This window comes from Psychrobacter sp. C 20.9, assembly GCF_001921765.1.
Taxonomy (GTDB): domain Bacteria; phylum Pseudomonadota; class Gammaproteobacteria; order Pseudomonadales; family Moraxellaceae; genus Psychrobacter; species Psychrobacter piscatorii_B.
This window is the reverse complement of the sequence record NZ_MRYC01000020.1, coordinates 1-23,398: the sequence shown is the minus strand read 5'-3', so window position 1 is coordinate 23,398 and position 23,398 is coordinate 1. Positions and strand designations below refer to the sequence as shown.

General features: G+C 44.1%; 13 protein-coding genes. 10 read left to right on the top strand and 3 right to left on the bottom strand.

Annotated elements, in window-relative coordinates; genetic code table 11:
* Positions 1–178 precede the first annotated feature (178 nt).
* The 6 genes from BTW00_RS11965 (at position 179) to BTW00_RS11940 (ending at position 10,996) form a co-directional block, all read left to right on the top strand.
* Positions 179–1,864, top strand: a complete 1,686-nt coding sequence (locus BTW00_RS11965; RefSeq protein ID WP_075107594.1) for a nitrite/sulfite reductase — start codon at positions 179–181, stop codon at positions 1,862–1,864.
* The gene (locus tag BTW00_RS11960; RefSeq protein ID WP_075107593.1) at positions 1,857–2,447 is read left to right on the top strand and encodes a DUF934 domain-containing protein; all 591 of its coding nucleotides are present in this window, start codon (positions 1,857–1,859) and stop codon (positions 2,445–2,447) included. Before BTW00_RS11965 ends, BTW00_RS11960 begins: the two co-directional genes overlap by 8 nt.
* 58 nt (positions 2,448–2,505) lie before the next feature.
* A complete protein-coding gene (locus tag BTW00_RS11955; protein WP_075107592.1) occupies positions 2,506–3,144 on the top strand; it encodes a phosphoadenosine phosphosulfate reductase family protein in 639 nt (212 codons plus the stop codon).
* A gap of 536 nt (positions 3,145–3,680) precedes the next feature.
* The gene (gene cysG / locus BTW00_RS11950) at positions 3,681–5,309 is read left to right on the top strand and encodes a siroheme synthase CysG (protein ID WP_075107591.1); all 1,629 of its coding nucleotides are present in this window, start codon (positions 3,681–3,683) and stop codon (positions 5,307–5,309) included.
* Between the two features lie 153 nt (positions 5,310–5,462).
* Positions 5,463–7,034, top strand: coding sequence for an exonuclease SbcCD subunit D C-terminal domain-containing protein (locus BTW00_RS11945; RefSeq protein WP_075107590.1), 1,572 nt, complete (start codon positions 5,463–5,465; stop codon positions 7,032–7,034).
* An 86-nt stretch (positions 7,035–7,120) separates the two neighbouring features.
* Positions 7,121–10,996 carry an SbcC/MukB-like Walker B domain-containing protein gene (locus tag BTW00_RS11940; RefSeq protein ID WP_075107589.1) on the top strand — a complete coding sequence of 1,292 codons (3,876 nt, stop codon included), beginning with the start codon at positions 7,121–7,123 and terminating at the stop codon, positions 10,994–10,996.
* Between the two features lie 135 nt (positions 10,997–11,131).
* On the opposite strand, the gene BTW00_RS11935 is transcribed toward BTW00_RS11940, so the two are convergent.
* A complete protein-coding gene (locus tag BTW00_RS11935) occupies positions 11,132–15,976 on the bottom strand; it encodes an NAD-glutamate dehydrogenase (protein WP_075107588.1) in 4,845 nt (1,614 codons plus the stop codon).
* A 561-nt stretch (positions 15,977–16,537) separates the two neighbouring features.
* On the opposite strand from BTW00_RS11935, the gene purD reads away from it, so the two are divergent.
* The gene (gene purD / locus BTW00_RS11925; RefSeq protein ID WP_075107621.1) at positions 16,538–17,851 is read left to right on the top strand and encodes a phosphoribosylamine--glycine ligase; all 1,314 of its coding nucleotides are present in this window, start codon (positions 16,538–16,540) and stop codon (positions 17,849–17,851) included.
* A 388-nt stretch (positions 17,852–18,239) separates the two neighbouring features.
* Positions 18,240–19,634, top strand: coding sequence for an AarF/ABC1/UbiB kinase family protein (locus tag BTW00_RS11920; RefSeq protein WP_075107586.1), 1,395 nt, complete (start codon positions 18,240–18,242; stop codon positions 19,632–19,634).
* A 156-nt stretch (positions 19,635–19,790) separates the two neighbouring features.
* Here the strand turns inward: BTW00_RS11920 and BTW00_RS11915 are convergent, their stop codons facing one another.
* The gene (locus tag BTW00_RS11915; RefSeq protein ID WP_075107585.1) at positions 19,791–20,447 is read right to left on the bottom strand and encodes a DUF938 domain-containing protein; all 657 of its coding nucleotides are present in this window, start codon (positions 20,445–20,447) and stop codon (positions 19,791–19,793) included.
* Positions 20,448–20,629: 182 nt separating this feature from the next.
* Here BTW00_RS11915 and BTW00_RS11910 point away from each other — a divergent pair, with 182 nt between their 5' ends.
* Together BTW00_RS11910 and BTW00_RS11905 are read left to right on the top strand one after the other, a co-directional pair.
* Positions 20,630–20,821 carry a DNA gyrase inhibitor YacG gene (locus BTW00_RS11910; protein ID WP_058025847.1) on the top strand — a complete coding sequence of 64 codons (192 nt, stop codon included), beginning with the start codon at positions 20,630–20,632 and terminating at the stop codon, positions 20,819–20,821.
* A gap of 41 nt (positions 20,822–20,862) precedes the next feature.
* On the top strand, positions 20,863–22,044 hold the full coding sequence (locus tag BTW00_RS11905) for an aspartate aminotransferase family protein (RefSeq protein WP_075107584.1): 1,182 nt from the start codon (positions 20,863–20,865) through the stop codon (positions 22,042–22,044).
* 108 nt (positions 22,045–22,152) lie between these two features.
* On the opposite strand, the gene BTW00_RS11900 is transcribed toward BTW00_RS11905, so the two are convergent.
* Positions 22,153–23,052, bottom strand: coding sequence for a LysR family transcriptional regulator (locus BTW00_RS11900; protein WP_058025844.1), 900 nt, complete (start codon positions 23,050–23,052; stop codon positions 22,153–22,155).
* Positions 23,053–23,398 lie beyond the last annotated feature (346 nt).

Genomic DNA, 23,398 nt, shown 5'->3' with positions numbered 1-23,398 from the left:
GCTGTGTTTGGATATGGATATGTCTGAAAGGAATTTATGTTTATAGATAGAAGCTTATATGATGTGACCCTGAATTGTTTAAATTGCGATTTGTGGTAAAGTCTATCACCTACGAGCACAGATATTAGATTGCTGCCATCGCTGCTTTTAAGACTAAAAACAAAACTGAGATTACGTCATGTATCAATATAATTACGCTGACCAGACGTTAGTAGACGAACGAGTTGCCCAATTTCGCGACCAAACCGCACGATTTTTGGCAGGTGAGCTGCCAGAAGAGCAGTTTTTGCCACTGCGATTGCAAAACGGCTTGTATATCCAGCGTTATGCGCCTATGCTCCGTATCGCCATTCCTTACGGCTTGCTTGCCAGCTATCAGCTACGCAAATTGGCTGAGATTACCCGTAAGTATGATAAAGGTTATGGGCACATGACCACCCGTACCAATATTCAGCTGAACTGGCCAAAACTAGAAGAAGTGCCAGACATTTTGGCAGAATTGGCAACGGTACAGATGCATGCCATCCAAACCTCAGGCAACTGTATTCGTAACACCACAACGGATCCTTATGCGGGTATCCATAAGGAAGAAATCGCTGACCCACGCCCTTATTGTGAGATTATCCGTCAGTGGTCAACCTTTCATCCTGAGTTTGCTTTTTTACCACGTAAATTTAAAATTGCAGTGATCGGTACCGAAGCGGATCGTGCGGCAACGCAAGTACATGATGTGGGTCTGCACGTCGTTACCAATGACGCAGGCGAGCTTGGCTTTGAAGTGATCGTTGGTGGTGGCTTAGGACGTACGCCTATTATTGGTAAAACGATTCGCAAGTTTTTACCTCGTGAGCATTTACTCAGCTATCTTGATGCCATTTTGCGCGTCTATAACTTGCATGGTCGCCGTGATAACAAGTACAAAGCCCGTATTAAAATTTTGGTCGACAGCTTAGGCGGCGATCAGTTTGCCAAACTGGTAGAAGCTGAGTGGGAAGTACACACCAAAGACGGTCCGCTTACTTTGACTGAAGAGAATTTTGACACCGCTGCCAGCTATTTCAGCATGCCTGATTATCAGTCATTTGATGCGCTCGCAGTACAGTCTGAGCTACAACAACAACTAAACGCTGATAAAGACTTTGCCAACTGGTATAACCAGAATACTGTGGCACATAAGGTGGACGGTTACCGTGCGGTCGTAATCTCTTTAAAAGCCGGACTGGTGGACGGTCGTTATGTGCCATCAGGTGACTTGAGTGATGCGCAAATGGATGCGCTTGCCGATTTGTCTGATCGTTATAGCTTTGGTGAGTTGCGCGGTACGTATCAGCAAAATCTGGTATTCGCTGATGTGCAAACCAATGAGCTTTATGAATTGTGGCAGCAGCTATCAGATTTGCATTTAGCACGCGCCAATATCAACACCCTAACCGACATGATTGTCTGCCCAGGTTGGGATTATTGCTCGCTGGCCAATGCTACCACCCACAATATTGCTGAGCAAATCGAAAAGCAGTTTGATGATTTAGATTACTTGTATGATCTTGGTGATATTCGCCTGAACATGTCAGGCTGCATGAATGCCTGCGCCCACCATCACACAGGTGATATCGGTATCTTGGGTGTGGACAAAAAAGGCGAGCACTGGTATCAGATTAGCCTTGGTGGTAACTCTAGTAATGACGCCAAATTGGGCAAAATCTTAGGAAAAGCGGTGCCAGCGGATGATGTGGCCAGCACCTTACAAACCATTTTAGATGTGTATCTCGATATACGCGGCACTAACGAACAAGATGTTGAGGGTTTTGGTGACGTGATTGACCGCGTTGGTATCGCCCCCTTTAAGGAGAAGGTCTATGGCTAATCATCATGTGCTCGATAGCCATGGCGCAGACATCAGTGGCGAAGATACTTGGCAAGCGCTAGCGACAGCGCAGCTGCCTGACGGTATCGCGTTATCAAGCCTGACCTTGCTTGAGCTGTTACACAAACAAGAAAAAGTTGATGTACTTGTCCCACTAGCAGATTTATTAAATGCTGATGGCAAACTGGCAAACGGTTTGCTCGCGCAAGTATTGGATATCCTCAAGCAGCACAGCAGCCGATTGGGTGTGTGGATCACATCCAACACCGATGCTGATGATCTGACTGATGTAAAAGACTTTTTATTGACGCAAGATGTGATCGTCATTCATGTCCCAAGTTTTGTGGATGGTCGCGGTTTTAGTTTTGCACAGACCCTGCGTCAGCTTGGTTATGAAGGTGATATTCGCATGGCAGGCGCGTTTGGTCGTGATCAAATCGCTTATTTGCTGCGCGCTGGTGCTACTAGCTTTGTACTCAATGAGCATGATGCTAAATCTGATATTAGCCAAGCCTTCACTGCCCTAGCCAGTAGCTATGATGGTCGAGACGCTTCAGCATTACCGATGTTCTCAAAAAACTGATTTTATTATTCACTATCAAATCGCTATTTTTATATTAACAATTATTAAGGAATGTATTATGAGCCAATTACACCCAAACCTAGATATCGACCAAGCAAACCAAGATTTGCAAGGTAAATCACCTGAGCAAATCGTTGAGTGGGCATTGACGCAAGCCAAAAACCCAATCATCACCACCAACTTCCGTCCTTATGAGTCAGCGATCTTGCATTTGGTTGCCAAGCAGCGCCCTGACATCACGGTATTGTGGGTAGATTCAGGCTATAACACCGATGCGACCTATCAATTTGCCAACAAATTGATTCGTGATCTTGATCTCAACGTCGTGACGTATATTCCAAAACAAACCGCTGCCCATCGTGACGCCACCATGAATGGCATCCCAGGCATTGACAACCCGCAACATGGCGAGTTCACTGAACAAGTGAAACTTGAGCCATTCCGCCGTGCACTAGACGAGCTAAAGCCTGACGTATGGTTTAACGCGATTCGTAAAGACCAAACCGAGTTCCGTCAAGGGCTTGATGTACTTAGCTTATCAAAAGACGGTGTATTGAAAGTAGCACCATTGTTTGAAAAAACCGATGCAGATTTGGATGTGTACTTAGATGAGCACAACTTGCCAAACGAGCATGACTACTTTGATCCAACTAAAGTAGAAGAAAGCCGTGAGTGCGGTCTGCACACGCAGCTGTAATTTTAGTGTTTTCTGAATGAAAAAAGCCCTTTCTTTAATTTAAGAGAGGGCTTTTTTATGATTGACGATCATATTTGCAACTACTAAAGCTATTTGCGACCTAAATAATAGCGCCGCCACCTTGCTTGATAAATGCGGAATCACTATTTTGGAAGCCAGATAAGGCGCTTTGACATTAATCGCCATCAATTTATCGTAAAAATCTTCTTCTAGCTCAACAGCATTATCAACTACGGCTTGAATATCACTCTTTTGTGTTACATCAGCTTTTACAAAGATGGTATCTTGATTGTTATCTGTAATATCTTTGACGATTCGATGTTTTGGGATATGTTAGCGTGTATTAGATAATTTATTGATTTAAAAAAGTCATTTAATCTATTCCTATTAGCTAGAAAAATATCAATTAATATTTCAAAAATGAATATACTAATGCCAATTCATTAGGTGAGAGTGTGTCTGTGATACCTCATAATGGCGGCATTCTTTATATCTTTTCTACTTTTATAATAAATAATTCAATATATGGTGACACTATGAACACCTTCCCGCTATTTTTTAAATTAGAAGGCCGTAAAGTGCTCATCGTGGGCGGCGGCGAAGTGGCACTGCGTAAAGCGGACTTGCTCAGCCGTGCTGGCGCGTGCATTACGATTCTTGCGCCTGATATCAGCCACGAAATACGAGAGTTACTGAGTAACAATAAGCACGAGTTGATTGAAAAAAACTATCACAAATCCTATATGTCGGGCGCTCGCGTGATCATTGCCGCGACTGACGATGAAACGCTTAACCATGAGATTCACGCAGATGCGACTGAGCTAAATATCCCGGTCAATGTGGTCGATACGCCGCCATTGTGCGATTTTATCTTTCCAGCCATTATTGATCGTAACCCTATTGTCATCGGCATTTCATCAAATGGTAAAGCGCCTGTATTGGCGCGTCTATTAAGAGCACGCCTTGAAACCTTAATCCCGCAAGGCTATGGTAAATTGGCCAAGTTGGCAGGGGATTTTCGCAGTGAGGTAAAGTCCAAAATACCAACGCTGACTGGACGTCGTCAATTTTGGGAGCGTGCGTTTGAAGGTCAAGTCAGCCAGCTGATGTTTGCCGGTAATGAAACAGAAGCAGCTGCCAAGCTACAAGCGGATTTAGATAGCACTGCCGCTGCTATTCATAATAAAGCCCACCCTGATGCTGCGGAAAATACAACGCCTACTCTGTCAGACGAGTCAGAAAAAAAATTACCCTCCGTAGGCGAAGTCTATATCGTTGGCGCAGGCCCTGGTGATCCAGAGCTTTTGACGTTCAAAGCATTACGATTGATGCAGCAAGCAGATATTGTCTACTATGACGCCTTGGTATCGCCACAAGTGCTGGATCTTTGCCGCCGTGATGCGGACAAAGTGTTTGTCGGTAAAAAACGCAGCAACCATACGGTCGCCCAGCTTGGCATCAATGAGTTGTTGGTCAACAGCGCCAAAGAAGGTCGGCGTGTGGTTCGATTAAAAGGTGGCGATCCATTTATCTTTGGTCGTGGCGGTGAAGAAATTGAAAGCCTGCGCGCTCATGGTGTGCCGTATCAGGTCGTACCAGGGATCACCGCTGCCAATGCCGCTGCTAGCTATGCTGGCATACCCTTAACTCACCGTGACCACTCACAGTCCGTACGTTTTGTGACAGGATTCTTGAAGGCAGGCACGCCCAACAACAACTTTAAAAACTTCTTGAACACCGATGAGACGGTGGTATTTTATATGGGTCTGCATTCGCTGGCGCGCTTGACTGAAGGTTTGGTTGACGCTGGTCGTAGCGCTGATACGCCAATTGCCATTGTCTCTAATGCCAGTATGCCCAATCAGCAAGTCCTAACAGGTACGCTTGCCAGCATCGTCAGTCAGCAAGAAACCGCTCAGCTGCCGACGCCTGCCCTGCTTATTATGGGCGACGTGGTCAGCTTGCATCATGATTTGGCTTGGTACAATTTACAGAATCAGCAGCACAACCAAAGCAGCGATGACATAGCTAAAAACTGGTTACGTGAAGGCTCAAGAGGTGAAGCAGTCAAACAGCCCATAGATCAACAAGCTCATGCGCTATCGATGATTGCAAATCTTGCGACAAATTCAGGGGACGATCTAGAGCAGCTCATCATCGATTAATCTTCTGTGTTTTATTATTACCTGTACCGCAAAGCGACCCTGTCAATTATCTATTGGTAGGGTTTTCTTTTGGCAACAGAGAAAATCTCAACGATTCTTGCTAGAATGGAAGCTACCTAATTAATGTTCTGACGTTTAATGATAAGCCAAACTATGCCCCTATCTATTGCTTCTAAATATATCTCTGTTAGACCTTTAAAAATATTGCACACGTCCGATTGGCACTTGGGGCGCAGGCTTTATGGTCGTCTGCGTTATGAAGAGTTTGAGGCATTTTTGCAGTGGCTAAAAGACACCATTAGCGCACAGCAAGTAGATATATTGATTGTTGCAGGTGACATCTTTGATACCATGACGCCCAGCAATAAAGCCCAAGCGCTATATTATGAGTTTTTGGGTAAGGTCTCACGTTCCTGCTGTCAGCATGTGGTCATTGTCGCAGGCAATCATGACTCACCGACGTTTTTGGATGCGCCAAGCAATGTGCTCAAATTTTTGAATGTCCATGTGATTGGGACTGCTTGTGATGATTTAGAAGATGAGGTATTGGTCTTAGGTGATGATGATAACAATCCTCATTGCATTATCGCCGCTGTACCCTACCTGCGCGACCGTGATGTACGTAGCAGTAGCGCTGGCGAGTCTGCGGATAGCAAAGACGCCAATGTTATCAAAGGTATTCGCGCCCACTATGATGAAGTAGCAGCGATTGCTAGAGAACAGCAGGCCAAATTAATCGAGGTACATCAACGGCATATCCCTATCATTGCCACAGGTCATCTATTCGCCGCTGGTGGCAAAACAACCGATGATGACGGCGTGCGCGATCTCTATGTTGGCTCACTTGGCAAAATCTCCGCTGATATGTTTGATGAGGGATTTGACTATGTCGCCCTTGGGCATTTGCACGTGCCACAGCGCGTTGGCGGTCGTGAGAGTATTCGCTACTCAGGCTCACCCATTGCAATGGGCTTTGGGGAGGCAAAACAGCAAAAACAGGTATTGCTGGTACAGTTTGGCGCTATAGCTAATGTTGATAATGAAATCATAGAAGTAAACATCACATCTGATAGCGTTGTACCTCATCTATCTAATACGGTTACTAAGGTTGAAAAATCAGCAGAAAAGACTGCTAAGAAAATAGCGAGTCAAGCCACTGCCTATATGGATGACTTATTTGGATTTGCCGCGCCAGCTGATAATCATGAGATAACAACAGCGGCTCTTCAAGCGAACACTGACGATCAAAAACAGCATAAACCCAAGCCTAACGACTCCATTACTTCTAACGAAGTTTTGCATCATGATGACCACAATCAGATGCAAGTAGTTTCCCTACCCATTCCAAAGTTCCAACAGCTAGCGCAGATATCTGGTGACCTAACCACAATCTCACAAACGATAAAATCACTCACACCAACGGATTCTGTTTGGTTAGAGGTGGTCTATACGGGTGACGAGATTGTCAGTGACTTACGTGAGCAAGTACAAGCGATGGTAGATGGGCTGACATGTGAGGTATTAAAGATTAAGAACACCCGCACTTATAATAAAGTGCTTAACCAACAGCAAACCTCGGAGAATTTGCAAGACTTGAATGAGATGGAAGTATTTGAGCGCTGCTTGACGATTAATGAGGTGGCTGATTCTCAAAAAGACTCGTTGCGTGATGCCTATGGTCAGATACTTTATCACTTACATCATGAGGACAAACAGGCAGAATAATATAAGTGTGAATCATTATCGCACTTCTATTTTCTATCTTTCTAAATTTTTGCAGTTGCTGCTATCACTAATAATAAGATATATCCATGCGCCTAATCGAACTCAGACTCAAAAACCTCAATTCTCTCAAAGGTGAATGGCACATTGATTTTGCTGACACCGCTTTTACCAATGAAGGTATCTTTGCGATCACAGGACAGACTGGCGCTGGCAAGACCACCATATTGGATGCGATTTGTCTGGCGCTATATGGTGAAACACCAAGGATCAACAGTATCAGCAAAAGCAGCAATGAAGTAATGACGCGGCAAACAGCGGAATGCTTCGCTGAAGTCGTGATTGATTTAAATGGTGAGCAGTACCGCTGCCGTTGGGGACAGCGCCGTGCTTATAATAAGGCAGATGGCAATCTGCAAGACGCAACTCATGAAATTGCTAAGATAAACGTTGATGACTCGTCAAAAAAAGATGAGCTATTAGAGAGCACGCTAAAACATACCAAAAATAAAATAATTGAACTGACTCGGATGGACTTTCAGCAGTTCACTCGCTCTATATTGCTGGCTCAGGGCAGTTTTTCAGCTTTTTTGAAGGCAAAAGCTGACGAGCGTGCCGATATTTTAGAAAAAATTACAGGTACTGATATTTATGCCACCATTTCAACACATGTTCATAATAAGAAGCGCACTGAAGAAGAGATATTGAGTAAACTGCAATATGGTTTAGATGGCTTGGCACTTTTAGATACCGAAGAAGAAGGTCAGTTAAGAGCCGATTTGCAGTCATATCAAAGCACCCAGAGTACGCAGCAGCGAGAAATTCAAGATTTGGTCGAAAAGATAAAGTGGCTAGATAGCGTCACAGAATCGAAAGAAAAACTGAATACTTATCAAAATGATCTAGCGCAGGCTCAGCAGGCTCAGCAAGACTTTATCCATGACGCTAGACGCTTAACCGCTGCCAATAAGGCGTTGGAGATTGATAGTCAATACGGAAAGCTTGCCTCTGACCGCAATAATCTAAAACGTTTACAAAATGAACAGCAAGGAATTAACGATACGCTGCCGCAAACACAGAATAACTTACACCAAGCGAACGTGCTGCTAGATACCGTAAAAACTCGCGTACAAGCCGCTGATGAAGCGCTGCGATCCACCTTACCTAATATTAGAGAAGCGCGTAGACTAGATATCGACATTACGCAGCAAACGCAGGGATTAAAAGAAGCGCAGCAAAGGGAGAATACTTTATCGGACCATACTCAGCGCTTACGCCTAGAGATTGATCACCATCAACAACAAGCAGTACAAAATAAATCCCAATTAGCAGATATAGAGCGCAATCTTGATAGTGCAAATGACTTAAATGACATCGACGGCGATATTGCTAATTTTAAGAGTTATTGCACCAGGTTAAAAGCACTGCTCCAAGACAATGCTGATTTAAATATCAACAAGGCCAACCAAAAACACAATACAGACCAGTATCAAAGCCATCTTAGAACCTTGTATCCACTACAAAAGGATCAAGCGGCTAAAGAAAAAGCTCTGCAAGCTCAGATCGAGGAATTACAACAAAAGCAAGCCGAATTAAGTGAAAGACAGTCTCTACCTGAGATACGCAGCGAACAAGAACAGATAGATGGCCTCGATCGTCAGCTTGAACAAATAGAGTCAAAAGCAGATAAGCTCAATGAGCTTCGCGCACAGATCAAAGATATAGACACTGAGCTACCAGTAATACAAGACGATTTGGTAGTGCTGGCTGATATCATTACTAATAAAGCATCCACTATCCAATCCACTAAAGACAAGCGGCAAGACAAACAAACACAGTTATATCTACTACAAAAAGTAGCCACTCTAGAAAGCCACATTGCTGATCTAAAAGACGGTCATCCGTGCCCGCTGTGCGGATCGCTTGAGCATCCTTATGGCGCAAACCACCCGCATTTGATATCAGATACCGAAGCAGATCAGATTCAGCAACAAATGATAGAGCTGGACACCACTATATCCGATTTGGAAAACACCTTATCTGTACATCGTATCAGTCGAGCAACCAAACAGCAGCAGCTTGAGCGACAGCAAAATCAGAAAAACCTACTACAAGATCAAGCACAAAAACTAGCAGCTGATATCAAGCAGTCAGTGAGTTTAGTCCTGAAGGAAAACTACTCACCTTTTATCGCGGCAATGATACAACCATTGCAGCAACTTGAGACACATGTAGATATAATACCGGTGTTAAAGAGCACTCAACATCAATTGACCGAACGTAAAGCATCACTTAAAGGCACGCTGTCCAATTATCAGAGGCTTGGCGAGAAGCTCGCTACCATGCGCGAGGACATTAGCGCATTAGCACAACAGCAGCATAAGCTGGCAAGCGATATTAATGGGATTGAGACGAATATCAAAATAACATCCGTGAGTATAGATAATACAGATAAACACATTCACGATAATTTCTCTGAATTAACCACCCTTAAAAATGACATCATTCAGCTCTTAGAAAGATACGCCGCTGGCACGTTTCAGTCAAACGAAATCGCGCAGATACGCGCCTCGAAGCCAACTTTACATCCCCTGATGGAAAGTATTGATAGCCAAGTTATCCTAAACGAGGCGGATTATCATACGCATATCACAACATTGCGTCAGCAACACGCAGCGCTTATAACCATAAAAAATGAGCTTAATAATTATAAAGAGCATCAGCAAAAGCTAGTGACAGAACTAGGCGGTCTAGAAATACAGATCGATACCAAACAAACCCAGTTGGATAAAGACCAACAGGAGCTTGATAGTCTGGTTCAACTCGTGATTGAAAAAATAAAGGCGCTTGAGCAGCTACAAACACACAGAATCAATGTCTTCGCCGACAAAGATCCCGATGCAGAAGAGCAGCGTTTGCGCGAGGCGTTAGAACAAGCGAAAACCGATCAGTCCGTTGCCCAAAGACAACTAGACAGTGCTGAATACACGCTCAAGCAGCTAAAAGACCAACGAGAGCAGATCACGCAGCAAATCAAAGCAGCAGCTGATACCGTGCAGGTTCTAGAAAACCAGTTCCAAACGGCACTTGCCTCCTCAAGTTTTTACGCAGAACCCGATTTTTTGGCGGCGCGCTTACCTATGGATGAGCGTAATGCACTCAAACAGCAGCAAGAACATATTGATTATGCACTCAAGCAAGCACAATCCTTATTGAAAGAAACCGAGAAAGCATTAGAAGATAAGCAAGCTAATCCGCTGACAACAGACGATAAAGAAACGCTTATCCAGCAGCAAGCGCAAGTCCAAGAGAAGTTTAATAGCTGCATTGAATCTATTGGTGCAATCAGTCAGCAGTTACGAGACAATGAGGATAAGAAAAGCACCCAACAGCTGCAAATTGATGCCATCAATGCCCAAAAGGATAAGTTACAAGTGTGGCAACAGCTACATAAATTGATTGGCTCGTCTGATGGCAAAAAGTATCGTACCTTTGCTCAAGGCCTCACTTTTGATCTGATGGTTAATCATGCCAATACTCAGCTGCAAAAGATGAGTGATCGCTACCTGCTGGCTCGTGATGACAATAGCCCGCTTGAGCTCAACATCATTGACAATTATCAAGGCGGTGAGATTCGTAGTACCAAAAATCTCTCAGGTGGTGAAGGGTTTATTATCAGTCTTGCTCTAGCACTGGGGCTATCACAAATGGCCAGCCAAAATATTCGCGTGGACTCGCTATTTTTAGATGAAGGTTTTGGTACCTTGGATGAAGAGTCTTTAGATATTGCGCTAGATACGTTGACCAATTTGCAGCAAGAAGGAAAATTAATCGGAGTGATATCCCATGTACAGGCGCTAAAAGATCGTATCTTAACCCAAATTAAGGTCGAAAAGCTCTCGGGCGGATTTAGCCGAATTAGTGGTCAAGGATGTCACAAAGTTGTCAGTGAAAAAGCCTCGTAATTTAAGCTAGTCAGTGTGCTACTTTCTACTCTACTTTCGATTAAACGATTTCGTTTAGACAATAAAAAACCACCGAACATTAAGAACGGTGGTTTTTTTGAACATACAGATATTTATTTCTTACTGAATAACTAATTATTTAGTGACTAAACCACTCAGCTCACTCATCAATACTGACAGCGTTGACAGACCAATTTGACCTTCTTCATCGTTGCTATGCAGCTCATCTAACTTATTCATCTCTGTCGTGACTGCTGCAAGCTGATCGACGTGTCTTGCTTTCCATTCACTAAATGCTTGCTTGGCATCTGGTTTAGACAGTACCGCATCCATTAGTAGGCGCAAGCCACGTGACAACTCGTTCACTAACGCATGGCGTGCACGGCGATCCCAGTAGTCTTGCTGCGGTAAATTGGCAATATTGTCCATCATCCAATCTAACTGCAACACTTGATAGGCTTCAAAGTATAGGGTTGCAATCTCATCAACAGGACGCTCATATTGCTCAGCCAGCAATGCAGCATCCAGCGCATCGACATGATACGGTAGCATTGCAAATAAAGTAGCATCGTTGTCAGACAGATCTTTTTGCATCAAACGCTCGGTGTCTTCTTGCAGATACTGTGCAAACTGCTGCTCGATAAAACCACTTGGCTTAGTGAGTTTTTCAACACTTTCACTAAAGCGGCTAATCATATCAGCAACTTGCAAGTTTTGACCGAAGGCGTTGATGAACCAGACCACACCGCGCTCAAGCGCATCACGTAGACGCAGCTCAAGATTCAGCAGTAGTGTTGCTTCAACTTGGTTATCTAGTGCTTCTAATGCTTGCCAAGCGCGCGATACGTTGAATACATCACGGCTAATCGCATAACCACGCACGATAGTCGCTAGTGATTGATCAGTTTCCTCAAACAGACGGAATAGCGCTTCAATACCTAAGCGGTTGACCACACTGTTGGTCAAATAAGTGCTGATGATTTCACGATGCAAACGGTGCTCAGTCATCTCATCAAAGAAGCGTGACGCAAGCTCATCTGGGAAGTATTTACGTAGCTCATTAATGAAGTACGGATCATCTGGTAAATCAGATGATAACAGATTGTCATAGACCCACATTTTGCCATAAGCCAAGACGACTGCGAGCTCAGGGTTGGTCAGACCAGTATCCGCTTTTTGACGCTTCGTAATCTCTTCGTCTGATGGTAGATACTCAATCGCACGATCCAGACGCCCTTCACCCTCTAACATCTGAATAAAGCGCTGGTGATCACTTAGATTGGCTGCGGCACGAATATGGCTCAGCTCAATGGCTTGTGGTTGCAAGTAGTTCTGACGTAGTACCAATTCTGCTACGGTGTCAGTCATACTCTCAAGCAATTCATTACGTTGCTTCAGCGTCATGTCGCCTTGCTCGACCACTTTGCCAAGTAAGATTTTGATATTGACTTCATGATCCGAGCAGTTCACACCGCCTGAGTTATCGATGGCATCTGTATATATGCGTCCGCCCGTTTGAGCATATTCGATACGACCTTGCTGGGTTAGACCTAAGTTACCACCTTCACCAACGACAGCTGCGCGTAGCTCATTACCATCGATACGTAGCGAATCATTCGCACGATCGCCAACATCGGCATGCGTCTCGTTCGCACTTTTGACATAAGTACCGATACCACCATTCCAGATGAGATCGACATGTGCACGTAGTAACGCGCTAATCAAATCATTCGGTGCAAGGCTGTCTGCACTGATATCAAAGAGCGATTTCATCTCAGGACTGATAGCGATAGTCTTGTCTTGGCGTGAGAATATCCCACCACCTTGACTGATTAAGGAGTCGTTATAATCTGCCCATGATGAGCGCGGTAGCTCAAACAAGCGTGCGCGCTCAGCGTATGAGGCCGCCGTGTCTGGATTAGGATCAATAAAGATATGCAGGTGGTTAAAGGCAGCAACGAGCTTAGTATGCGTTGAGAGCAGCATACCATTACCGAATACATCCCCACTCATGTCACCAATACCGACCACGGTAAAGTCATCACGGTTTTGGATATCCATACCGCGCATACGGAAGTGACGTTTGACCGACTCCCAACCACCGCGCGCTGTAATACCCATTGCTTTATGGTCATAACCTACTGAACCACCTGAAGCAAAGGCATCATCCAGCCAGAAGTTGTACTCTGCTGCGAGCGCGTTGGCGATATCAGAGAAAGTCGCTGTGCCTTTGTCCGCTGCGACAACCAAGTACGGATCATCTTCATCATGACGTACTGTGTTGGCTGGCGGGACGATGTTGCCATCTACAATGTTGTCTGTGACATCAAGCATACCGCGTAAGAACGTTTGATAGCAGGCAATGCCTTCTGCTTGGAACGCCTCACGACCATCAGCCATACTTTTGGTTTTGACAATAAAGCCGCCTTTAGAGCCAACAGGAACGATTACTGCGTTTTTGACCATCTGTGCTTTGACAAGGCCAAGTACTTCGGTACGGAAATCTTCCATACGATCTGACCAGCGCAGACCACCACGGGCGACTTTGCCACCACGTAGATGCACCGCTTCAACGCGCGGTGAATACACAAATATCTCAAACATTGGCTTTGGTTTTGGCAGGTTTGGAATGTCTGCTGCCAAGAACTTAAACGACAAACGATCTTTGCGTTGACCGTCGCTATCTACTTGATAGAAGTTGGTACGTACCATCGCATTGATCAAATCTAAATACCAGCGCAAGATACGATCTTCGTCTAGGCTATCCACATCTGCGAGTGCGGCTGTGATCTGCTCTTGGAATTTGGTTGTTTTTTCTTGGCGCGTCTCATCACTATATTCAGGATTCATGCGCGCATCAAACAAGCTGCCCAATGCCACACTGATATCACTGTTTTTAACAACAGTTTGCTGGATATAGGCGCTAGAGAATGGCGCACGAGCTTGTAGCATATAGCGAGACAGCGCACGTAATACGACGACATCGTAAGTGTCGAGCTTGGTCGTTAGTACCAACTCATTGAACGAATCGCTCTCAACACGGCCTGCCCAAATTTGCTTGAGGCTATCTTCGAACTGACCACGCACGACTTGCATATTGACCGTATCGACATGCTCTAGCGTCAGCTCGTACTCTTGCATCCAAATTGGCTGCTCTGGCAAATCAAACTCATAAGTCTGTGCTGAGATAACCGATACACCAAAGTTTTCAAGTATTGGTAGCACTTTTGATAGGATAACAGGCTGCTCGCGACCGTATAGCTTTAGGTGAAGTTGGTTACGTGCATCGCCTGTCGACTGGTATAAATGCCAAATCATTGGGTTTTCTGCGGTCAGTCCCGCCAGACGCTTCGTATCTTCGACTGCGGTACGAGCATCAAAACGCTCTTGGTACGCAGCAGGAATATAGTCTAAAAAGCGACGAGTCAAAGCGTTGGCTTGTTGCTCACCCACATTATCAAGCAGCATTTTTTGATAATTGTCATCCCATGACTGCATAAGTGCTGACAATTTGGCTTCAAGTGTTGCGATATTAACGTCATTCACTTGACCTGGCACTGTGCGCACATGGACATGGACGCGGGCGTGCGCAGATTCATTGAATTCAGTGGTAAAACCTGAAGACAGACCGTTATAAGCATCTTTTAGAACGTTTTGTACTTTGATGCGTAGCTCAGTGTTGAACTTATCACGTGGAATATAAACTAAGCACGAGACAAAACGTTGGTAATGGTCGATACGGCTAAATAAGCGTAAGCTCTTTTTGTCTTGTAATTGGCTAATACCTGAGACAATTGGGTACAGCTCTTCGACGCTGGCTTGGAACAGATCATCACGTGGCAAGGTATTAATCACATGCATCATTTTATGATGCGCATGGCCATCGCGTGGTAAATCTGCCATGGCCATAATCTGGTTGGCTTTTTCGCGTAGTAGCGGTATTTGCTGTACGGTCAGCTGATAGGCTTGCGATGTTAATAGACCGATGAAACGATATTCACCAACCAATTTGCCATTATCATCAAACTTATGAATACCCAAAAAGTCCATATATACTGAACGATGTATCGGCGATACACGGCTGGATTTAGATAGCATCAACACACGTGGCTCGGTCAGTAGCTGCTTTAATCCTTTAGGCAGTTGGTTGAAGCTCTCTGATAGCTTGTCTTCTTCAGAACCGCGCAATAGACCAAGACCGCTATTACCAATGGCAAATAAATCCAAATTAGTAGGTTCGGTGACTTCGATTTCGTGACCGCCTTCTAAGCGGTACTCGCGATAACCTAAGAAGATAAAGTGGTCATCTAATATCCAATCTAAAAATGCTTGGATTTCTTGTTGTGAGTAGAACACTTCTGGAAGTGGTTTGTTAGACAGCTCAGCTTTAATGTCATTTAACTGAGCACGCATTTGTTTCCAGTCGCCAACGACGGTATCAAGCGTGTCAATTTTAGACATAAGCATTTGTTGTAATGCTTCCAAGTTTTCATTATCTTGATAAGCAATTTCACAATGAATCAACGACATATGAGAAGTGGCACTTTCATGTGCGCCTTCAACATAAGTAATCTGGCCGTCCTCATCACGTTTAACACTTACGATGATATTGTAAGTACGATGCACATCGATACCTTCAGCTTCAAGGCTCATCAAGATCGTATCGACTAAAAATGGTCTATCATATGCCACGATCTGAATGACCGTGTGTGAGCTATGAAAGTGCTGCTCTTCTGCTAAGGGATTCAATACTGCCAGTTGTGGTTTGCTGCAATCATAGGCTTTGAGCAATGTAAAGTGATGTAGCGCCATGCCCGCCAAATCAGCATTACTGATCGCCTCTGCAGTTTCTTGATGCAGCGGCTCATAGTAGCTATGGATAAAATGATCAAATAGCGATTTGTCTTTTTGTACATAACTGGTAGCAATATCGCTTATCTGGCTAATGCGCTCTTTTGCGATACTGAGGGAGTTTGGCATTGTCCTTCGTCCTTTTTATAGGTTTGGTTTATCTATTTATGTTTATCAATCTGTGTTAATTACCGTCATTGCATATAGGGCTTTATATAGTCAATCAATATTAAAAGTGGTACAAGGCAGACGAGTGCAAGTACTACAGTAGTAGGCTAAACGAGTCTAACGCTGTAACACTTTAATAGTGGTTCGACTATAACTTGTGATGCAATGGCAATATATCCAGTCACGCGACTTATTCTTTTATTATGACGTCTAAAGATTTTCTCCTTTTTTACTCTTATTTTTATGAATATGTAGCCATCAGGATTTAATGCCATCAATATAGTGAAGTTTAACGCACCTGCGGCGCGAGCTAAAGCGTACAACATCATTTCATGAATCAGTGATATGTCGATAACCTTTGCTAATGAGACAATGATGCTGAATGCCCTAATATTCAAGTTTAGGCGCTGGCAAGTGGATACTCATAGTAATCCGCCCTGTTTTTTTGTTAGAATATGCCGATATATCTACGAGCGAGCGACTCGCTCATTATTAACGTTATTGCTAAGGGCAAAAGGTATGATGAATATTTTGGTAATTGGTTCAGGTGGTCGTGAACACGCGCTGGCATGGCAGTGTGCAAAAGATGACAACGTCAAAAACGTTTATGTCGCTCCTGGTAATGCGGGTACTGCCCTTGAACCTAAATGCCAAAATGTGGTCTTAGCACCGACTGATGCTGGTGAGCACGATGCTGTCATTACCTTTTGCCAAAATAACGATATCGACATGGTCATTGTTGGGCCAGAAGCCCCTTTGGTGACTGGCATTGTGGATGCGTGCCGTGATGCAGATATCAAAGCATGGGGCCCAACTGCCTACTGTGCGCAGTTAGAAGGCTCAAAAACTTTTGCCAAAGAGTTCATGGAGCAAAATAATATTCCAACGGCATCTTATCAAGGGTTTACAGATGCTACCGCTGCCAAAGCTTATGTTGATGAGCAAGGCGCACCGATCGTTATCAAAGCCGATGGGCTTGCTGCTGGTAAGGGCGTGATCGTCGCTGAGACGATTGAGCAGGCGCATGATGCAATCGATGACATGCTCGCGGACAACAAATTTGGAGATGCTGGTAGCCGTGTGGTCATTGAGCAGTTCTTAGAAGGTGAAGAGGCCAGCTTTATTTGCATGATTGATGGTGACAACATCTTACCAATGGCAACCAGCCAAGATCACAAGCGTGCTTTTGAAGGGGATACAGGCCCTAACACGGGTGGCATGGGTGCTTACTCACCTGCGCCAGTCGTCACTCAATCAGTACATGACAAAGTGATGTCACAAGTCATTCAGCCAGTGGTTGATGCGATGAAAGACGCAGGACACCCTTATACTGGATTTTTATATGCTGGTCTTATGATTGATAAAGCAGGCGACCCTTATGTTATCGAATTCAATTGCCGATTTGGTGACCCAGAGACGCAGCCTATTTTGATGCGCCTGCAGACATCAATGGTAGACTTGGTTGCACAAGGGTTGGCAGGTCAACTGCCTAGCGAAGCCAAATGGGACAACCGCCCTGCTCTAGGTATCGTAGTTGCATCGAAAGGCTATCCTGAAACATCATCGAAAGGCGATGTGATTGCTGGCTTGCCAGAGCTGGACACTACGAACGATAATGCGGTTAAAGTATTTCATGCTGGTACGGCATTCTCGAATGACAATGAGAACGAAATTGTGACTAACGGTGGTCGTGTATTGTGCGTGACTGCTTTAGCAAATAATATTTCTGAAGCTCAGCAAGCAGCACTAGCAGTCACTGCTGCGATTAGCTTTGATGGTGCGCAATATCGCCGTGATATCGGGCATCATGCCATTGCTCGTGAAAATGCTTGGTGAGTTAATCCTTGTCAGATAACGTGAATTTTTCACTCCATATGTCTGATTAAGCAAATATGACTGATACGCTATACATTATTTGACCTAGCATCATGCATGCTAGGTCTTATTTTTTGACAGTCATTTTTGTGTCTATTTTTGATGAAATGCTCATAAAAAATGAGATGGCGGCTTAACGATAGACCAGACATGAGCACAACTCTCAACATTAAATCGGTAAAATATCACGCAATTATTTTGACTTACAAAGTAACTATCAACAGCCTGTGTGCGCTCATAAAACCCATGCACTTTATATGATACAATTTTATACCCGTGCATCACATCTCCCTTGTATTGTAGGTCTCGAACCCGCAAATCAATACCAACTGGATGAATGATTATATTTATGGCAAATGATACGTCTAAACCTTCTAACAATAAGCAATCAATCGATAGTCTAAAAACCTCAGGGTTTGATCGCCGCATGTCGATTGCTAAAACCTCCTTAAATATTGGTCGTCGTTGGGCGGGTAATAGTGTGTCTGGCATGTTTTTGAATAAAGAAGCACGGACCGCACGTAACCAAGCATTTATGGAAGCTCAAGCGAGTTATCTGGCATCAGAGCTTGGTAAATTGAAAGGTTCAGTTGTCAAAATTGGTCAAATGCTAGCCATCTATGGTGAACATATATTGCCACCAGAGATTACGCGTGCCTTGCAAACGCTCAATGATGATACGGCGACGCTTACCTGGCCGACAATTGAGCAAACATTGCGCCAGCTATTGGGTGAAAAACTAAATGAGCTCGATGTTGACCCTGTTCCTATTGGAACGGCTTCTCTTGCCCAAGTCCATCGGGCGACAGTATTAGCAACTGGTGAACAAGTCGTGTTGAAAATTCAGTATCCGGGGGTGGCCGATGCCATCAACTCTGATCTCGCCCTATTTAAGCGACTACTAAAGGTAAGTAACATCGTCCCCCAAACGCGCGCTCTCGATGCTTGGTTTGAGGAAATACGGGACCTACTCCACCATGAAGTCGATTATGAAGCAGAAGCAGCAACAACAGAGCGTTTCTACGATCGTCTAAGCAATGATCCACGTTATATCGTGCCTAAAATTAATCGTAACTACTCAAAAAAACGTCTGCTATGTATGTCATATGAGCCAGGTATCACTGTCGTGTCTGAAGCACTACAGCTGTTGCCTCAGGAGCGCCGCAGTGCAATTGGTCAAGCTGCCATCGAAATTATGATGCAAGAGATTTTTGTCTGGGGCGAAATGCAGACGGACCCTAATTTTGGTAACTATTTAGTTCGAGTTAGTGAAAATACAGACGATATCGATAAACTTGTTTTGCTAGATTTTGGTGCAATTCGTCAATTTGACAGTAATTTGCTTACGATTGCCCGTGGACTATTGAGGGCAGGATATCACCACAACCATCAGGCGATGACTCTAGCGATGACGGGTTATGATTTCTTCGATAGTATGAGTGATAAAGTACGCTCTGATATTGCCTCATTGTTCCTATTGGCTACCGAGCCATTCAGTGATCCTGAGAAAAACGATGACATCCCTACAGATTGTTTGGATGAGCAAAATCGCTATATTTGGGCCAATAGCAAATTGCATTCACGCTTATCCACTAAAGCTACTCGTGCGATGCAATCTTTTGAATTTAACCTTCCTCCAAAAGAATTCATGTTTATTAGCCGCAAATTTATTGGTGCATATACTTTTTTAACAGTGCTTGACGCACATACCAACCCTAGTACCTTGGTCAAACCTTATTTATAGTTTTTAATAGTGCGGAATTTTGGCCGTCCTTTAGTGACGGCTTTTTTTGATTTACGTTTTTTTGCTTAGGCTATTTTATATTTAATCTTCGTATTATATTGTAATGACACACTTTTAACTATATTTTTTATTACTTAGGCTATTTTTCGTCTATTATTAAGCTTGCCAATTATCAAACCTTGTTTTATACCATTTTGGCTTACGGATGCTTAACTCCCAGCATACCTCTTGCCGCGCTAGGTACTTCACTTCAAAATGCGTACGCTGGCTGTCGACAGGCACTCGGTAGCGAGTATTTGGTAGGCACCAAAGCTTAGCTGCTTGATGCTCTGCATTGTCCATATAGGATTGAATATTGGTGACCAGTATTATCTCCCCCCCTACTTGCAAGCGAGATAGTAGAAACTCAAAAAAGGGCATATTTAGCCATTGCTGATTGGGATTATGCTGTTCAGGGTTGGGATAAAGAATAAATATTTTAGCCACACTATTGGGTTTTAGCGCATGCACCGTCCAAGCAAACGCATCTGCATGGATCGCATCTAGGTTCGATAGGTCTTGCAGTGTAGCCAGCTTTGAGAAAGCATCAAACTTATTGCGTGTGCGCTCAATGGCGATCAAATGCTTATCAGGATTTTGCAGGGCAAAGCTAAGTGCATGCTTGCCCTTCCCTGCTCCAATCTCCAAGATTAACGGCTTTTCGTCTTTATTATCACTGATGATTTTTGGAATCATAAAGTCGCGCGGTGCGGAGAGTCGTTGTGGTTGAAAGGCACGCGCTTGCTGATGTGTGAACTCGATATTGTCTGTCATCTACTATCCTTAAAGCATTTGTCTTTTGTCATTATTCTGCCCCATGCTATTATATAGCCAATCTAATTGAATAGTAATATAACGAAAACTAGTACTCCTCAATTCATCACAATTTATATGATAATAAATAACTATCGTGCGCAAATGATACTAATAACATCAAGGATACTCCCACCTTTATTATGACTGACTCTAATACCAACACTGCACCCAAAACCTACCCTTGCCCACGTTGTGGCACTCAAACTGCTTGGCAAGACAACAAATATAAGCCATTTTGTAGTGGTCGCTGTAAGCTGATCGACTTAGGTGCTTGGGCAAATGAAGACTACACGTTACCTGCAGAAACCACACCTTTTTCTGACGAGCTATAACCTACCCCTTTACTCAATTTATTATACCAAGGATGTTTTACATGTCTGCTACTTACCTAATGCCCACTTATAATCGTCAACCCATCAGCTTTACCCGCGGTGCAGGCAGTTGGCTCTACACAAAAGACGATACGCCATACTTAGATGCCTTAACTGGTATCGCGGTATGTGGACTAGGACACTGCCATCCACAAGTGACTGACGCTATTCAACAGCAGGCAGCGACCTTGGTTCATACCAGCAACTTGTTCGGTATTGACTGGCAAGAGCGCGCAGGAGAGATACTATGTACGTCAGCTCAAATGGATAGTGTGTTTTTTGCCAATAGTGGCGCTGAAGCAAATGAAGCCGCATTAAAACTTGCACGCCTGTATGCGTCGCAACAAGGCTTTGCACGCCCAAAAGTTATCGTGATGGAGCAGTCATTCCACGGCCGTACATTGCTATCACTATCGGCCACTGCTAACCCAAAAGCCCGCGAAGGGTTTTATACACTAGATGACGACTTTATCCGTGTGCCATTTGATGATATTGCCGCGGTAAAGCAAGCGGCTTTAGACCATGAGGACATCTGCGCCATTTTTGTAGAGCCGATCCAAGGTGAAGGTGGTCTTAATACTGCGGCCAATGGCTTTACCTATTTAGAAGAGCTACAAGCAGAATGTGACGCTCACAACTGGTTATTCATGCTTGATGAGGTGCAAACCGGCAATGGTCGTACTGGCAAATATTTTGCCTATCAGCATAGCAATGCGCGCCCTGATGTATTAACCACTGCCAAAGGCTTGGGAAATGGATTTCCAGTCGGCGCTTGTATGGTACGAGGCCGTGCTACTGGTTTGTTTGGTGCAGGGAGTCATGGCTCTACTTACGGTGGTACGCCATTAGCCAGTCGCGTGGTACATAGCGTGTACGATGTACTTGCAAATAGCGACATTATGGAGAATGCGGTGACGGAAGGATTGTTTATCCGAGAAAGTCTCGTCAATGCACTAGGACAACACGGCGTAAGTAGCCGCGGTGCCGGTATGATGATTGGTATTGCGCTACCTGAAGACATGGATTGTAGCCAATTGGTAGATCGTGCCCGTGACGAGCAAAAACTTATCATCAATGTGACAGGTGGCCATGTGGTACGTTTGCTACCGCCGCTCAATATGAGCCGTGATGAAAGCACACAAGTCGCTGAACGCTTGATCAACTTATTAAAGCCAACATTCTAAAGCTTGCTTGAATATGTAGCATGTAATAAAAAAGCCTATGGACAACTCTATCCATAGGCTTTTTGCTGACCGATCATTGAAACAACCAATATCTAGTCTAAACAACACTTAGTTGGCATGAAAATATTTCTTCAGTACTTCTAGGCAACGAGTAATTTTAGCTGGTTGTTGGTCGCGGTTTAAGGTAACGGCATATAGTACAAAGCTCGGCAACTGATAACCAGTCAATACCTCTACCAACTCTCCACTCTCAAGCTCTTTTTTGATGTCCATCTCCATCATTCTAACCAACCCATGGCCTTCTTTTGCCAACGTTGTCGCCATAAAAACGTTATTGGTATAGATACGCGAGTTCATTTTCACACGCGTTTTTTTGTTCGTTTCCGTCTTGATCATATCGACTTGATTGGCATCTTTCATGATTTCGATACAAATGAGCTGATGATCAGCCAAATCTTTTGGTGTATTAATCTTAGGATGCTGACGCAGATATTGGGGTGAAGCCACGAGTAACTGGCGCACATCGGTGAGAGGATGGCTACTTAGGCTTGCGTCATTAATCGATGGACTCATGCGAATGGCGATGTCGATACGCTCATCAATCATATCGATATAGTGGTTGTCTGCAAGATAGGTCACGCTCAAATCATCGTGTGCCGCCATCCATGTGGAGAGCGCTGGCAATATATGATTCACGCCAAGCTCAGGCGTCGTCGATACCCGTAGACTACCTGCTAGCTCATCACGCAATTGATTAACTTTGATTCGACCTTGCTCAGCCGCGCTGACCACATCTTTTGCAGACTCATAGAAGCTCTCACCAGCTTCCGTTAAGCTGAGCTTACGAGTTGAGCGATGCAATAGCACAACGCCAAGCTCATTCTCTAGTGAACGAATTTGCTGACTGACTGCACTGGTGGTAATACCAAGCTCGCGAGCAGAACCACTAAAAGAGCCGTGTCCGACCACACTGGCGAACACAGCCATACCGCGTAAATTATCCAACATATTCTCACCTAAACTTCATTTCAGTTTTTAATATAACTTAACCATTATAACGAATTTTAATTTATATTATCGTTATTAAATATTTTTCATTTTTTAAGGAAGCAAATTGCTTATTCAATAAAAACAAAAAAAATATCAAGGCGATAGCACAATATCACCTTGATATTTTATATAAAACCACTGCTAAAACATATCTATATTTTTAAATGAGGTTAGGGCGTGTTGAACATTCGCAAATAGGCACTGCTGATCGCTAAAATTGTTCCAGACAAGGCACAAAGCGACGATAATGCAGATGCCTTAGCGAGATTTGTAACGCAGTATGGGGCAATTTTAGCATCAGCCC

What these genes read in the sequence shown, in the direction of transcription:
- BTW00_RS11915 (WP_075107585.1), bottom strand. Translation starts at nt 20,447, where the DNA reads ATGACAGACAATATCGAGTTCACACATCAGCAAGCGCGTGCCTTTCAA.
- BTW00_RS11920 (WP_075107586.1), top strand. Translation starts at nt 18,240, where the DNA reads ATGGCAAATGATACGTCTAAACCTTCTAACAATAAGCAATCAATCGAT.
- BTW00_RS11935 (WP_075107588.1), bottom strand. Translation starts at nt 15,976, where the DNA reads ATGCCAAACTCCCTCAGTATCGCAAAAGAGCGCATTAGCCAGATAAGC.
- BTW00_RS11905 (WP_075107584.1), top strand. Translation starts at nt 20,863, where the DNA reads ATGTCTGCTACTTACCTAATGCCCACTTATAATCGTCAACCCATCAGC.
- BTW00_RS11960 (WP_075107593.1), top strand. Translation starts at nt 1,857, where the DNA reads ATGGCTAATCATCATGTGCTCGATAGCCATGGCGCAGACATCAGTGGC.
- cysG (WP_075107591.1), top strand. Translation starts at nt 3,681, where the DNA reads ATGAACACCTTCCCGCTATTTTTTAAATTAGAAGGCCGTAAAGTGCTC.
- BTW00_RS11900 (WP_058025844.1), bottom strand. Translation starts at nt 23,052, where the DNA reads ATGTTGGATAATTTACGCGGTATGGCTGTGTTCGCCAGTGTGGTCGGA.
- BTW00_RS11945 (WP_075107590.1), top strand. Translation starts at nt 5,463, where the DNA reads ATGCCCCTATCTATTGCTTCTAAATATATCTCTGTTAGACCTTTAAAA.
- purD (WP_075107621.1), top strand. Translation starts at nt 16,538, where the DNA reads ATGAATATTTTGGTAATTGGTTCAGGTGGTCGTGAACACGCGCTGGCA.
- BTW00_RS11955 (WP_075107592.1), top strand. Translation starts at nt 2,506, where the DNA reads ATGAGCCAATTACACCCAAACCTAGATATCGACCAAGCAAACCAAGAT.
- BTW00_RS11940 (WP_075107589.1), top strand. Translation starts at nt 7,121, where the DNA reads ATGCGCCTAATCGAACTCAGACTCAAAAACCTCAATTCTCTCAAAGGT.
- BTW00_RS11965 (WP_075107594.1), top strand. Translation starts at nt 179, where the DNA reads ATGTATCAATATAATTACGCTGACCAGACGTTAGTAGACGAACGAGTT.
- BTW00_RS11910 (WP_058025847.1), top strand. Translation starts at nt 20,630, where the DNA reads ATGACTGACTCTAATACCAACACTGCACCCAAAACCTACCCTTGCCCA.